The sequence below is a fragment of the Sulfurirhabdus autotrophica genome (genome assembly GCF_004346685.1).
Lineage (GTDB): Bacteria > Pseudomonadota > Gammaproteobacteria > Burkholderiales > SMCO01 > Sulfurirhabdus > Sulfurirhabdus autotrophica.
Genome location: NZ_SMCO01000009.1, coordinates 111,034 through 125,627 on the forward strand (window position 1 = coordinate 111,034; position 14,594 = coordinate 125,627).

Here is a 14,594-nt window from a genome sequence, read left to right on the forward strand (position 1 = left end):
TTTTAGATTTAGCGGTTAGTTCAGATGATCCGGATAAATAGTGATGATTTTCCGGTTGCGATAAACGCGCGGCCCATAGTCAGCTTTATCTGATGATTTCGCCGCATTTTCTGGTGAAATCAGATACACATACAGCTGTGCCCCATGAATCATAAAATAAATAGTGTGATTAGTAATGTCGGCAGGTAAACGTTGCCGGAGATCAACAGTATCCTCATACACTTTACCCGTGGTTGTATTACGCCATTTTACATACAGAAACTCGCCCTTATTCATGGAGCCTTGCACCCCATTGGACGCAAAGGTTTTACCTTCTTTCACAGCCCACTCCGGCGCTCTAATCGGCAAATTCGAACCCCCGTACCGGTAATCCAGCACAACAGCATCCTGGCCGTCTTTACGCATATCGAAACCGAAAGCATGATCAACAACTTTCGGACTGGAGGCGCAAGAGGTGATTACCATTAACACAAAAAATGAAAACAGCCATTTCATGGTATTTTTAAGCAAATTCTTTGTCTTCCATGTGGATATTTTTGGCATGCTTGTTTGCATAATTTTTACTGCGATCTCAGTTAATTATGCATTGCAAGTTGATATTTACAAGTTGGTATACGAATTTATTGTTTATGGGACAAGTCGAGTTGCGTGCTTTTGGCCTACTATGCTAACGACAATATTGTGTCTTCGGACCCGGTGTGATGCCTTGAGTAACCTTTGCCCAACCAGTTAGTTTGAAGGTGCATGACGGAATAGATGCTGAGTGACTTCGGCTTACCATTCGACACTACTGCACATGGGATTTATTAACTATATGCCCTCTCCATAGGAGCCAGGCAGCCACATAACCCCAGAGACCAAAAATGCGTTCAACCATTGTGACAAAGCTGAGGTTGGTTAGTGGGCCGCCTCCCGTTGCAGCAAGCATGGATCCAACCCCGAGAGCAGCCCCAAGGCCGACTACGATGTGGCCTACGATGATTGCTGCAATAGGTGCCAAAGTCGCAATAACGCCAACAGCGCCGATCACTTTCAGCTCTCGCTGGCGGTGAAGGAGGGCGATTGACCAAAAAAGCACTGCAAGCAACAAGAATGCCGCGTACAGGAGATAGTAACGTCCTGCAAACTCTGTTGCGATACCAAGCGAGATTTGTACTTTGGTTATCGCCGCAATGGTGAAGAAGATAAAGCCTGCTCGATTCAGCGGTTTTCTCAGGCCCATTTCATCGCAAAACGCCCAGGCAGCAAACGCCGCAACAGTGAGCGTCAAAATACGCAGGGGCGCGAGAGAAGTGTCGATGTGAGACAGCAGCAGCGTCATGAAGGCAGCCACAGCCAAAGTGACGGCACCGACTTTTGCATTTAGGGATTCAGCGCGACTAGCCAGCATTGATGTGCTCATGTTTCCTCCGTTGATTAAGGTGCTACGGCTATTTGCCGTTTAGGTCTCATTTATGCATAGCACCGATGAGTAACTGAAATACCGTGGCAGTATAACGTAGGCGATAAACGCACCTAGCGTTATGAGTGCTGAAAACCCGTATTTCGCAACTGCACCACGATCACTTCTGAAAATCTTGCCACTTGCATTTGCGCCCAACGCACCAACAAGACCACCAATTGCACCGCCAATAAACATCAAGACAATGGGAATATTCATCCATACGTACTCGTACCATTTCAACGAGCTGGCGAGTTCAATCACCTCCTCGCCTATTTTGATTTTCGGGATTGGGTCCAGATAGTTGTATTTTAGTCTAAGTGTAGTCTCAGCTCCAGAGTCTGACTTAACCTTGTAGCACCCTTTCTGCCTTGGCACGATATTTCCATTGAGCAATAGTCGTGGCCCACGAAACCAACCTGCAGCTTCTACTGTCAATCGCTGCTCTCTGAATTCGGAATGTTGGACTTCAAATAACTGCATAAAACCTCTGAATTTAAACAAGACCTAACAATCTTAGAAAAAATGTCGCTTAACTTGTCACAAAATGCCATATGCATCAATATACAGTTGTTGGCGTAAAACTGCCAACATAGGGTGCACGTTATTGTGCCAAACGAAATAAAATTCGCTGTGGAAGCACCAAGTAGCAAAACATCAGACGAAATGCGCTTTGTTTATTGACACCCTACACTTCACATAACACTTCACATAACATGGGAAGTAAACCAGAAGTCATTCACTATATATCTTTGTTGCAAAAAAAAGCCGGGCAGGATTTTCTCCTGCCCGGCTTTTAGATTGCAATAATCTATCAGGCCATCTTACCCTTCACCCACTCTGCAACCCCAGCCAAAGCCTGGGGCAATTTAGCCGGTTCGGTTCCACCAGCTTGCGCCATATCCGGACGTCCACCGCCTTTTCCACCCACTTGCTGGGCTACAAAGTTGACCAGTTCACCTGCTTTCACCTTAGCAGTCAGATCCTGCGTCACACCAGCAATCAGGGTGACTTTACCGCCTTCTGTGGAAGCCAGAACTACGGCACAGGATTTCAGTTTATCCTTCAGTTTATCCATGGTTTCACGCAGGGCAGTGGCATCAGCACCGTCAATGGCGACTGCCAGTACTTTAGCCCCTGATACCTCCACTGCACTGCCTGCCAGATCGTCACCCTGTGACGCAGCTAATTTGGATTTGAGTCGGGAGAGTTCTTTTTCCAGACTCTTGACGTTATCCATGATCTGGCCGATCTTCTGGGTGATTTCCTGTGGAGATGCTTTGAGTGACGCAGCTACGTCCTGCAATTGCTGCTGCTGTTGCTGCACATACTCCAGCGCACCCGGTCCGGTAACGGCTTCTACCCGGCGAATACCTGCAGCTACACCTGATTCAGAAATGATTTTGAACAGACCAATATCACCACTGCGTTTAACGTGTGTACCACCACACAATTCAGTTGAGAAGTCGCCCATGCCTACCACGCGCACTTCGTCGCCATACTTTTCACCAAACAGTGCCATAGCGCCATGCTTGATGGCTTCATCGTGTTTCATCAAGCGGGTTTCTACTGCCACGTTGCGGCGAATTTCCTGATTGACCAGTTCTTCAATCTGCTTGATCTGATCGGCCGTAACGGGCTCATTGTGCACAAAGTCAAAACGGGTGCGCGATTGATCAACCAGCGATCCTTTTTGCGATACATGGCTGCCCAGCACTTTACGCAGCGCAGAATGCAGCAAATGTGTGGCGGAGTGGTTATACGCAGCACGGCTGCGAGCCGCCGCATCTACCTGGGCTTGCACAGTATCGCCTACGGACAGCTTACCGGTCTTCAGAACGCCTTTATGCCCAAAGACTTCTGCCTGAATTTTCTGGGTATCTTCTACCGTGAACGTCCCACCGCTAGAGGCTATTTCTCCGCAATCGCCTACCTGCCCGCCAGACTCAGCGTAAAACGGTGTACGATCCAGCACAATCACGGCCATATCGCCGACATCGATACTATTTACCTGCGTGCCTTCTTTGTAGATAGCCAGAATATGACCATCCACATGCAATGTGTCATAACCGAAAAACTCGGTCGCTTGCCCATCAAACTCCACACCGCCTTTCATGGTGAATTTTGAGGCAGCACGTGCGCGCTCACGCTGCATCTGCATGGCATTCTGAAAACCGGCAAAATCAACGGTGATGCCACGCTCCCGTGCGACGTCTGCTGTCAGGTCCAACGGGAAGCCAAATGTATCGTACAGTTTGAAAACCGTTTCGCCATCCAGCATTTTGTCTTCGCTCTTCATGGCCGTTTCCAACACGCCCATGCCGTGTTCCAGTGTTTCGGCAAAACGCTCTTCTTCTTGCTTCAACACACTGATAACGCGCTCTTTCGCCTCTACCAGTTCCGGGTATGCCACACCCATGGCTTTAGCCAGATCTTCTACCAACAGGTGGAAAAACGGCTGTTTTTGGCCCAGTTTGTAACCATGCCGAATAGCACGGCGAATAATACGGCGCAACACGTAGCCACGGCCTTCATTACCCGGAATCACGCCATCGGTAATCAGGAATGAACATGCGCGAATATGATCGGCAATCACTTTAAGGGAATTGTTGGCAAGATCTTTTGCGCCGGTTTCCCGTGCTGCTGCCTTGATCAAATCCTGGAACAGATCAATATCGTAGTTGCTGTGTACATGCTGCATAACAGCAGAAATACGCTCAAGTCCCATTCCGGTATCTACGGAAGGCTTGGGCAGCGGGTTCAGCGTACCGGATTCATCACGGTTGTACTGCATGAACACCAGATTCCAGATTTCAATATAGCGATCGCCATCTGCATCTGCTGTTCCGGGTGGACCACCTGCCACATCCGGGCCGTGGTCGTAGAAAATTTCGGTACAAGGGCCACATGGTCCAGTGTCACCCATTTGCCAGAAGTTATCGCTACCGGCAATACGCGCCAAACGATCAGCGGGTACACCGATTTCATTCAGCCAGATATCAGCAGCTTCATCGTCTTCGACATACACTGTCACCCACAGTTTTTCTGCAGGGATATTCAGTTCTTTGGTCAGAAATTCCCAGGCATATTGAATGGCATTACGCTTAAAATAATCACCAAAGCTGAAATTGCCCAGCATTTCAAAAAAGGTGTGATGACGGGCGGTATATCCGACATTTTCCAGATCATTGTGCTTACCACCGGCCCTTACACAGCGCTGAGAGCTGGTAGCGCGAACATAGGCACGGTTATCACGCCCCAGGAACGCATCTTTGAATTGCACCATTCCGGCATTAGTGAAAAGCAATGTGGGGTCATTGCCTGGCACAAGCGGGCTCGATGGCACAATGGTGTGACCATGGCTAGCAAAGTAATCAAGAAACTTCTGTCGAATTTCACTGCTTTTCATTATTGCTTTCCTAAATATCAAATTCTTGTATGCATTGGTTGCACTAAGCTATCCATTTACTTAACAGGCCGGATTTTCTCAAGATGGTTCAATCGTTACTCATCTTCATCCCCATTACCTTGCATGACACGGCGTATTGTTCCCATGTTGAATCCCCGGCTTTGCAGAAACCGCATCTGCTTGGCCCTTTCTTTGGCATCTGCAGGAGGATTTCTGAATTTTCTTTGCCAGATCGCACGGGCCGTTTCAAGCTCACCTTCTTTTACCTGCACTAAAGCCGCGCCAATCAGTTCTTCAGCCACACCTTTTTCACGCAATTCGTTAGCTACACGCAAGCTACCGTATTTGCCTTGTCGGGCATGGACAATCTGCTCGACAAAGCGCTGTTCAGATAACCAGCCACGGGCTTTCAAATCATCCAGCAAACTTTCCAGGCTTTCACGGTCTTCTGCATACGGCAACAACTTACGGTAGAGCTCAGCCCGTGCGTATTCGCGCCGCGTGAGAAAACTCATCGCGCGAGCACGCAAACTTGGTTCAGGCATCCACGGTATCTGGATCAACTGTTGCTGGCACGCCATTTACGCCCACTGCTGCGCGTACTTTGGCTTCAATCTCAAGTGCAATATCCTTGTGTTCTTTCAGATATTCCCGTGAGTTATCTTTGCCCTGGCCAATTTTCTCGCCCTTATAGCTATACCACGCGCCTGCTTTTTCAACCAGTTTGTGCGCTACGCCCAGCTCCAGAATTTCACCTTCGCGGGAAATGCCTTCGCCGTAAAGAATATCAAACTCTGCCTGCTTGAAGGGTGGCGCCACTTTATTTTTAACCACTTTAACGCGGGTTTCAGAGCCAACGACTTCTTCACCCTTTTTGATCGCGCCTGTACGGCGAATATCAAGGCGCACAGAAGCATAAAATTTAAGTGCGTTACCACCAGTTGTGGTTTCAGGATTACCAAACATCACACCAATTTTCATACGAATCTGGTTAATGAAAATCACCAGTGTATTGGTACGTTTGATATTTCCGGTCAACTTGCGCAGGGCTTGTGACATCAGACGTGCTTGCAGACCCATGTGTGAATCACCCATTTCGCCTTCAATTTCAGCTTTAGGTGTCAGTGCAGCTACCGAGTCGACAACCACGATATCTACTGAACCAGAGCGCACCAGCATATCGGCAATTTCAAGTGCCTGTTCACCGGTGTCTGGTTGAGAAATCAGCAGATCAGCAACGTTAACACCCAGTTTTTGTGCGTACTGCGGATCTAGCGCATGTTCTGCATCGATAAAAGCGGCAGTACCACCCAGTTTTTGCATTTCTGCAATCACTTGTAAAGTCAGCGTCGTTTTACCGGAAGATTCCGGGCCGTAAATTTCCACAACACGGCCACGTGGCAAGCCACCTACACCCAGCGCGATATCCAGACCAAGGGATCCGGTAGAAACAACCTGAATATCTTTAACCACATCATTATCGCCAAGGCGCATGATAGAGCCTTTGCCGAACTGTTTTTCAATCTGCGAAAGCGCTGCCGCTAGTGCTTTACTTTTATTCTCATCCATTCATGTATTCCTTTAAATAACTTGAGGATTATGGCATAAGTTTGTCACAACTTAAATGACGGGTTTATGCCCCAATTTCTTGTAATAATTCCAGCACGCCTGTCAGCGCCGCTGCTACTGCCTGAGCACGTACTTGCTGCCGATCTCCGTCAAACTGCCGGGTAACACTTTTCACCTCCCCCCCTTTGGTTCCCCAGGCCAGACACACCGTACCCAGGGGTTTGGTGGGTGTTGCACCTCCTGGGCCTGCAATGCCGCTGATAGCCAACCCGATTTGGGCATGGCTGTTTTTAAGTGCGCCCGTTACCATCTCTGAAACGGTTTTTTCACTTACGGCACCAAATGCTTCCAGTGTTTTTCTAGAAACCCCCAGCATTTCCTCTTTTGCAGTATTCGTGTAAGTAATAAATCCCCGATCATACCAGTGTGAACTACCCGGTATCGCGGTCACCTCTTCCCCCACCCAGCCACCGGTGCAGGATTCGGCGGTTACCAGCATCAACCCGCGCTGTTTCAGCGAATTACCTACTTGTTCCGATAAAGCAAAAAGCATTTTCTCGTCTATCGTTTTCATTTCGTCCATAACCATAACAAACCTTGCAAAACAATCAAGGCATATGCTGCTGCGAGCAAATCATCCAGCATGACGCCAAATCCGTTTTTAATCCGGGTATCAAAATAACGGATGGGGAAGGGCTTCCAGATATCAAACAAGCGAAATAATCCAAATGCGACGCCAAACCAGAATAGGGTTTGCGGCACAAACAGCAGTATGAGCATGAAGGCCACTATTTCATCCCAGACTATACCACCATGATCTGCCACACCAAGCGCTCTGCCGGTTTTATCACAAAACCAGATACCCATGATAAATGCGGCTACCAGTGCAACCAGCATCATGGTTTGACCCAGCAATGGCATTAACAAGAAATACAAAGGAAAAGCGGCCAACGAGCCGGCTGTTCCCGGCGCAAAGGGGCTTAACCCACTACCAAACCCGAAAGCTAGAAAATAAGCGGGATGGCTTGAAATAAAGCGCCAATTGGGTGTTTTAGGCAAAGTGATCAAACCCTTTCACTGTGAAAAGCATGTACTTACCGGCTTTAAGCAGCGTCAGTTCGTTTCCTGCCTTTATGCTACCAATACACGTTAATGGCAAATCCAGCTTTTTGGATAACGCGCTCACTTTCTGATGCAGTGCCGCTGGAACGGTAAAGCACAATTCATAATCATCGCCCCCGGCCAGCAAGCATTGCTGTGCTGTTGCATTTTCAATATGGTGACGCATGATTTCTGAGGCGGGCAATCGGTCAAATTCAATTTCCGCAGCCACGTTTGAGCGCTCCAGAATATGCCCTAAATCCGCTAACAACCCGTCAGAAATATCGATTGCTGCTGTCGCCATTCCGCGCAGCGCCAAACCTAATGTCACACGCGGTTGCGGCATATGCAAAGCTGCCATACAAGCCACCGCTTCGGCTGGCGTCAATACCAGCCGCTGTTGCATATTGGCTAACCCCAGCGCTGCATCGCCCAGTGTGCCGGACACCCAGATTTCATCACCAACTTGTGCACCGTCACGGCGTAATGCCTGTCCTGGTGGCACTTCCCCCATGATCTGCACAGAAAGATTGAGTGGCCCGCTTGTGGTATCGCCGCCAATCAGTTCTACACCAAACTGCTGCGCCAATGCGAAAAAACCCTCGCTAAAACCCTGCAACCATGCCTCGTCCGCGTCTTTAATCGCCAGAGAAAGCAACGCCCAGCGAGGAGTAGCACCCATCGCTGCCATATCGGACAAGTTCACCGCCAGAGACTTATGGCCAACCGTTTCAGCTTTATCAGAATAGGAAAAATGGCGGCCTGCCACTAGCATATCAGCAGCCACCGCCAGCACCATGCCGGGGGATGGCTGAATCAGGGCCGCATCATCTCCCACGCCCAGTATTGCGCTGGGAGCAGGTCGGGTGAAATAACGATGAATCAGATCGAATTCTGAGGCCATAGAAGAATCAATTTACTGCAGGAAAAACAGAGACAAACAGCAGCTCAAGAAAAAGGCTATCTATTTACCTCTTGGTCGTTGTGATGATGAATTTGCATTGACTTCTACTGCCCGCACTTTCGCGGCCAGTTTATCCATCACACCATTCACGTATTTATAGCCATCTGTACCGCCATAAGACTTAGCCAGTTCTACCGCTTCATTAATCACTACGCGATAGGGAATTTCCAGATGATTAACGAGCTCGTACGTAGCCAGCTTCAGGATAGCCCGTTCAATCGGGCTGAGTTCAGTAATGGGTCGGTCAATCAGCGGGGAAATTTGCGCTTCAAGCGCTTCTGCCTGGGCAATCACCCCTTTTAGCAGTGCTGCAAAATGCACTTCATCTGCTTTTTTGAAGTCTGTGTCTTCCTGCAAGTGTTTTTCGATGAGTTCAAACGCATCCCCACCTAACTCACGCTGGTACAATCCCTTGAGGACAAATTCACGGGACAGGCGGCGGCTTTTTTTGGGACCGCCAGATTTAACCTTACTGGTACTCATAGCTGTTTCAACAAGTTGGCCATTTCAATGGTTACCATTGCCGCTTCTTTCCCTTTGATGCTCATCCGTTCCAGAGCCTGTTCATCTGTTTCGGTAGTGAGTATGGCATTGGCAATGGGCACGCCCGTGTCTAGCTGAATACGCGTTACGCCATTACCGGATTCATTGGCAACCAGTTCAAAATGGTAAGTCTCGCCTCGGATGACTGCACCCAGCGCAACCAGCGCATCGAATTTCCCACTGTGGGCCATTTTTCGTAGCGCCAGCGGGATTTCCAATGCACCCGGTACGGTGACCAAAGTAATATCTTTCTGAGCTACGCCCAACTTGATCAATTCCTCAGTGCAAGCACCCAGCAAACCTTCACACACATCGATGTTAAAACGGCTCATGACAAGGCCCACTTTGAGCCCCGTACCGTCCAGATTTCTTTCTGTTTCAATTATATCGTCGTACTTCGCCATAATTCATTATTCCTTATTAGCATCTTGGGGCTGTAAATAGCCAGTCACTTCCAGATCAAATCCGGTCATGCTCGGCATTTTGCGGGGCACTGCCAGCAGGCGCATTTTCTTCACATTCAAATCTTTCAAAATCTGCGCACCGATACCATAATTGCGCAAATCCACTTTTGATACAGATTTTAACCCTGATGCCGCGGGTTTAGCACGTTCCAGCAATTCTGCTGCAGATTCAGGCCGATGCAGGAACACGATCACACCGCTTTCTGCTTTCGAGATTGCCTGCATGCTTTGATGCACCCCCCACGAATGTTGCCCGCCGGTAATATCCAGCAAGTCAATCACTGAAAGGGGTTCGTGCACTCGCACCAGCGTTTCATTTTCTGGCTGAATATCGCCTTTAACCAACGCCAGATGGGTTTCATGGGCCATTTTATCGCGGTAGGCAATCAGTTTGAATTCACCATAAACGGTTTGTAAAGGACGCTCTACCGCACGTTCTACCAATGACTCCGTCTGGTTGCGGTAATGAATCAAATCAGCAATCGTGCCGATTTTCAGATCATGTTCCTTGGCGAATACCAGCAGATCCGGTAAGCGCGCCATGCTGCCATCGTCTTTCAAAATTTCGCAGATAACAGAAGCGGGAGTGAGCCCGGCTAAATAAGCCAGATCGCAACCGGCTTCTGTATGTCCAGCCCTCACCAATACACCACCGGGCTGCGCTTTTAGCGGAAAAATATGGCCTGGCTGTATGATATCCGATGGCTTTGCGTTTCTAGCCACCGCAGCCTGTACGGTGCGTGAACGGTCTGCCGCAGAAATACCAGTAGTTACACCCTCAGCCGCTTCAATGGAAAGTGTGAAATTGGTCCCATGAGGAGAGCGGTTTGACGTCACCATCAGCGGCAAATCCAGTTGTCGGCAATGATCTTCCGTGAGAGTCAGGCAAATCAGGCCACGGCCGAATTTAGCCATGAAATTGATGTGTTCTGGTGTAACAAACTCACCCGCAAGGACGAGGTCACCCTCATTTTCGCGGTCTTCCTCATCCACCAGGATGACCATTTTGCCGGCTTTAATGTCGGCAATGATGTCTTGTATCGGGCTAACTGTCATAGGTTTATTCTTGAATGGTTTAGTCTTGAAAATTCTGTTCTTGATAACTGGTTAATCGTTCTACATACCGCGCCATCATATCCACTTCCAGATTGATTTTGGCACCGGCTTGCAGGTGTTTCAGGTTAGTCATTTCCAGCGTATGAGGGATCAAATTAATGCTGAAAGTGTCGCTTTCTACGCGATTAACTGTCAGGCTGACACCGCTGATAGTGACAGAACCCTTTGTAGCAATATATTTGGCCAGAGCATGGGGTGCCTTGATTTTCAGCAAGTAACAATCGCCTTCGGCAGCAAATTTGACCACCTCACCAACGCCGTCAACATGACCACTAACCAAGTGCCCACCTAGCCTGTCTGACAAACGCAATGCTTTTTCCAGATTGACGGCTGAATTCTTTTCAAAACCGATGGTGCAATCCAGTGTCTCCTTGGAGACATCCACCATGAAGGATTTTTCTGTCAATTCCACCACTGTCAGGCACACGCCATTGACTGCGATGCTATCCCCAAGGACAACATCGCACAGGTCCATTCCCCCCGCGTCAATTGTCATATGCACATCCTGCTTGCGCGGCTCTGCTTTTGAAATTTTGCCTACTGCTTGAATGATACCTGTAAACATTTAACTTAAATCCAAATCAAAACCACAATTAATTTGATACCAGGGCGCGAATACGAATATCCCGGCCAACCATGGTGACATCCCGAATCGTCACTTCCCGCCGTGGCGTCATTTCCGTTAATTCCGGCAAAGCAAACAAACCTCGGGCTTTATCTCCCAGCAACAATGGCGCTGTATACATCACCCATTCATCAACCAGCCCTGCATTCAACCAAGCACCATTCAGGGTACAGCCTGCTTCTATCATTAACTCGTTCACTTCACGTTCTGCCAATTCACGCAGCAAATGCTGAAAATCCACACGTCCTGAGGCATCCGGCAGAATCAAAACCTCTGCGCCTGCGCTTTCCAGCCTGGCAATTTTCTCTTTGTCTGCAATGGCACCAACAATCAGGGTTTTGCCGGTTGTCAGAATTCTGGCATTAAGCGGCGTGCGCAATGAACTGTCCAGCACAATTCTTAACGGCTGACGAAAGGTTTCCACATCCCGTACATCCATTTTAGGGTCATCTGCCAGCACGGTTCCAATACCAGTCAGAATCGCACAAGACCGGGCACGTAACCGATGCACATCCAGTCTCGCCACATCTCCTGTAATCCAGAAGCTGGCACCGTTATTCAAAGCTGTCTTGCCGTCCAGGCTACTCGCGGTTTTTAACCGCACCCAGGGGCGCCGACGCGTCATGCGCGAAACAAAACCAATATTCAGTTCCTGCGCTTGCATTTCCAGCAAACCGGATTCCACCTGAATGCCTGCTGCTTGCAATTTTGCCAAGCCCTGTCCTGCTACCAGCGGGTTAGGGTCCTGCATGGCGACTACCACACGGTCCACCTTCGCTCCAATCAGCGCATCAGCGCAAGGCGGTGTCCGCCCGTGATGGCTGCAAGGCTCCAGTGTTACATAGGCGGTAGCACCCTCTGCTGCATTCCCTGCTGCGCGTAGCGCATGTACCTCTGCATGGGGGGTACCGGCACGCTCATGCCATCCCTCTCCCACGATGTTACCGCCCTGAACAATCACGCACCCTACACGCGGGTTCGGGCTGGTACCAAAAAGTCCTTTCTCTGCCAAACGTAATGCGCGTGCCATGTAATCGTAATCGGCTGCGGAAAACATGGCTTTATTTATCCAGATCCCGGATGACATCCCGGAAATCATCGACATCTTTAAAACTGCGATAAACAGACGCAAAACGGATATAAGCCACCTTATCCAGTTTGTGTAACTCGTGCATAACCATTTCACCAATCTGCAGCGAGGGCAATTCGCGCTCACCCAGACTTAGTACTTTCTGGTAAATCCGCTCTATTGCCGCATCGACCAGTTCTGTAGAAACCGGTCGTTTATGCAGGGCGCGCATAAAGCTGGTGCGCAATTTATCCCGGGTAAATTCTTCGCGATTCCCATTCTGTTTGACGATTTGCGGCATGCGCAACTCAGCCGTCTCATAGGTGGTAAATCGCTTATTGCAGGCCGTGCAGCGACGACGACGGCGTATGCTATCGCCTTCCTCGCTAACGCGGGAGTCAATCACCTGTGTGTCGACATCGCCACAAAATGGGCATTTCATATGCGGTTAATCCACACTGCACATAATATTTTCATTTGGTGATTCGACAACACACGGTTAGTCCGCGATTAAAATCAAGCACCGTAAACCGGGAACCTGGCACACATAGCGGTTACTTCCTTTGCCACGCGAGCCAGAACAGCTTCATCTGTTGGCGCATCCAGCACATCGGCGATCAGATTGGATAGCTGCTCCGCTTCAATTTCCCTGAAGCCACGTGTTGTCATGGCTGGCGTACCAATGCGGATACCACTGGTGACAAACGGCTTTTGCGGATCGTTTGGAATCGCGTTCTTATTCACTGTGATATGCGCCAGTCCCAAAGCAGCTTCAGCTTCCTTACCGGTAATATTCTTTGAACGCAGGTCTACCAGGAACAAATGTGAATCTGTACGGCCGGAAACAATACGCAAACCACGCTCCTGCAACACTTTTGCCATTACGCGGGCGTTATCGATCACCTGTTCCTGGTAAAGTTTGAACTCTGGGCTGGCCGCTTCTTTGAATGCAATCGCCTTGGCCGCAATGACGTGCATCAGCGGACCACCCTGGGTCGCAGGGAAAATAGCCGAATTCAAGGCTTTTTCATGTTCAATCTTCGCCAGAATAATCCCACCGCGCGGTCCGCGCAGGGTTTTATGGGTGGTGCTGGTCACAAAATCAGCAATACCCACAGGGCTTGGGTACATACCTGCAGCAATCAGGCCAGCATAGTGCGCCATATCCACAAATAAATAAGCGCCCACTTTATCCGCAATTGCGCGAAAACGTTTCCAGTCAATGACCAGAGAATAAGCAGATGCACCAGCCACAACCATCTTGGGCTTGTGCTCCAAAGCCAGGCGTTCTACTTCATCATAATCAATGGCTTCTGTTTCCGGATGCAAACCGTATGTCACAGCATTATAGATTTTGCCGCTAAAATTCACTGACGCGCCATGAGTCAAGTGACCGCCATGGGCCAGAGACATACCCAGAATGGTATCGCCCGGCTTCAGCACAGAGAAATAAACCGCCGCATTGGCTTGCGAACCGGAATGGGGTTGCACGTTGGCGTATTCAGCGCCAAACAGCGCTTTTACGCGATCAATGGCCAACTGTTCCGCCACATCGACGTATTCACAGCCACCGTAATAACGCTTGCCGGGATACCCTTCAGCATATTTGTTGGTCAGCACGGAACCCTGAGCTTCCATCACCGCACAGCTAGTATAGTTTTCAGATGCGATCAGTTCAATATGATCTTCCTGACGCTGACGTTCATCCTCCATTGCCCTCCACAATTCGGGATCAAAGCTTTTAATGGTCTGTTGTGCGCTGAACATAGTAAAGGGTTCCAAAAAACTGAAAAAGGAGTATTTTATCATGCCGCAGGGGGAATGTTGCATGGAAATATTTTCAGGAAGATTCTACCTTTAACAGGCTTACTTGATCATTAATGGTAAAAAGCTATACAGCCAGTCAGGAACTGCAGCTAAAAGTTAAAAGGGCTGGCATTCTCACGGTGTCTTTTAATTTTAACCATGGTGGTCAACATGGCGCGTAGCAGCAATTCAAACCAGCCCTGTCAGTTTTTAACGCGCCAAGAACAAACACTCAACATTTCCTCCAGAGCAAATACCTATTCACTTTAGTGACCTACATTGCGTTGGCACCCGCTTAAAATCTGAAATGGGTTAGTTTCACCCTTAAGCTTGCAGGTAAAATAATTAGCATATAGAATCAATTAATTACATTGACATAATTACAATAAAAATAGGGTCTTAGGAAGTTAAGCACGTTTTAAAGTGTGCTAACTTCCTAAGATGATTAATAAAAATAGATATTATTGCCGTTCTCGAATCAGCGAAG

At 48.8% G+C, this 14,594-nt stretch carries 16 protein-coding genes; all 16 read right to left on the minus strand.

Annotated features, from left to right (window positions below):
- Nucleotides 1-15 precede the first annotated feature (15 nt).
- A complete protein-coding gene (locus EDC63_RS10495) occupies nucleotides 16-543 on the minus strand; it encodes a hypothetical protein (RefSeq protein ID WP_124946714.1) in 528 nt (175 codons plus the stop codon).
- A 244-nt stretch (nucleotides 544-787) separates the two neighbouring features.
- Complete coding sequence (locus EDC63_RS10500) at nucleotides 788-1,402, minus strand: hypothetical protein (protein ID WP_124946713.1); 615 nt, start codon at nucleotides 1,400-1,402, stop codon at nucleotides 788-790.
- Between the two features lie 39 nt (nucleotides 1,403-1,441).
- Nucleotides 1,442-1,924 (minus strand): hypothetical protein, encoded by a 483-nt coding sequence (locus EDC63_RS10505; protein WP_124946712.1) that lies wholly within the window; start codon nucleotides 1,922-1,924, stop codon nucleotides 1,442-1,444.
- Between the two features lie 331 nt (nucleotides 1,925-2,255).
- A complete protein-coding gene (gene alaS, locus EDC63_RS10510; RefSeq protein WP_124946711.1) occupies nucleotides 2,256-4,850 on the minus strand; it encodes an alanine--tRNA ligase in 2,595 nt (864 codons plus the stop codon).
- 95 nt (nucleotides 4,851-4,945) lie between these two features.
- Nucleotides 4,946-5,395, minus strand: a complete 450-nt coding sequence (gene recX, locus EDC63_RS10515; protein WP_124946710.1) for a recombination regulator RecX — start codon at nucleotides 5,393-5,395, stop codon at nucleotides 4,946-4,948.
- On the minus strand, nucleotides 5,388-6,419 hold the full coding sequence (gene recA, locus EDC63_RS10520; protein WP_124946709.1) for a recombinase RecA: 1,032 nt from the start codon (nucleotides 6,417-6,419) through the stop codon (nucleotides 5,388-5,390). Before recA ends, recX begins: the two co-directional genes overlap by 8 nt.
- 64 nt (nucleotides 6,420-6,483) lie before the next feature.
- A complete protein-coding gene (locus EDC63_RS10525; RefSeq protein ID WP_306307887.1) occupies nucleotides 6,484-7,002 on the minus strand; it encodes a CinA family protein in 519 nt (172 codons plus the stop codon).
- Complete coding sequence (locus tag EDC63_RS10530) at nucleotides 6,990-7,487, minus strand: phosphatidylglycerophosphatase A family protein (RefSeq protein ID WP_124946708.1); 498 nt, start codon at nucleotides 7,485-7,487, stop codon at nucleotides 6,990-6,992. Before EDC63_RS10530 ends, EDC63_RS10525 begins: the two co-directional genes overlap by 13 nt.
- Entirely contained in the window at nucleotides 7,471-8,424 is a 954-nt protein-coding gene (gene thiL, locus EDC63_RS10535) for a thiamine-phosphate kinase (RefSeq protein ID WP_124946707.1), read from the minus strand. The genes EDC63_RS10530 and thiL overlap by 17 nt, the downstream gene beginning before the upstream one ends.
- Before the next feature lie 60 nt (nucleotides 8,425-8,484).
- Complete coding sequence (gene nusB, locus EDC63_RS10540; protein WP_124946706.1) at nucleotides 8,485-8,967, minus strand: transcription antitermination factor NusB; 483 nt, start codon at nucleotides 8,965-8,967, stop codon at nucleotides 8,485-8,487.
- The gene (gene ribH / locus EDC63_RS10545) at nucleotides 8,964-9,431 is read right to left on the minus strand and encodes a 6,7-dimethyl-8-ribityllumazine synthase (RefSeq protein ID WP_124946705.1); all 468 of its coding nucleotides are present in this window, start codon (nucleotides 9,429-9,431) and stop codon (nucleotides 8,964-8,966) included. The genes nusB and ribH overlap by 4 nt, the downstream gene beginning before the upstream one ends.
- Before the next feature lie 6 nt (nucleotides 9,432-9,437).
- Nucleotides 9,438-10,547 (minus strand): bifunctional 3,4-dihydroxy-2-butanone-4-phosphate synthase/GTP cyclohydrolase II, encoded by a 1,110-nt coding sequence (ribBA, locus tag EDC63_RS10550; protein WP_124946704.1) that lies wholly within the window; start codon nucleotides 10,545-10,547, stop codon nucleotides 9,438-9,440.
- Nucleotides 10,548-10,566: 19 nt separating this feature from the next.
- Nucleotides 10,567-11,172, minus strand: coding sequence for a riboflavin synthase (locus tag EDC63_RS10555; RefSeq protein WP_124946703.1), 606 nt, complete (start codon nucleotides 11,170-11,172; stop codon nucleotides 10,567-10,569).
- A 28-nt stretch (nucleotides 11,173-11,200) separates the two neighbouring features.
- Nucleotides 11,201-12,289, minus strand: coding sequence for a bifunctional diaminohydroxyphosphoribosylaminopyrimidine deaminase/5-amino-6-(5-phosphoribosylamino)uracil reductase RibD (gene ribD / locus EDC63_RS10560; RefSeq protein ID WP_124946702.1), 1,089 nt, complete (start codon nucleotides 12,287-12,289; stop codon nucleotides 11,201-11,203).
- Nucleotides 12,290-12,293: 4 nt separating this feature from the next.
- Nucleotides 12,294-12,743, minus strand: a complete 450-nt coding sequence (gene nrdR / locus EDC63_RS10565; RefSeq protein ID WP_124946701.1) for a transcriptional regulator NrdR — start codon at nucleotides 12,741-12,743, stop codon at nucleotides 12,294-12,296.
- A 74-nt stretch (nucleotides 12,744-12,817) separates the two neighbouring features.
- Nucleotides 12,818-14,068, minus strand: coding sequence for a serine hydroxymethyltransferase (gene glyA / locus EDC63_RS10570; protein ID WP_124946700.1), 1,251 nt, complete (start codon nucleotides 14,066-14,068; stop codon nucleotides 12,818-12,820).
- Nucleotides 14,069-14,594: the final 526 nt, after the last annotated feature.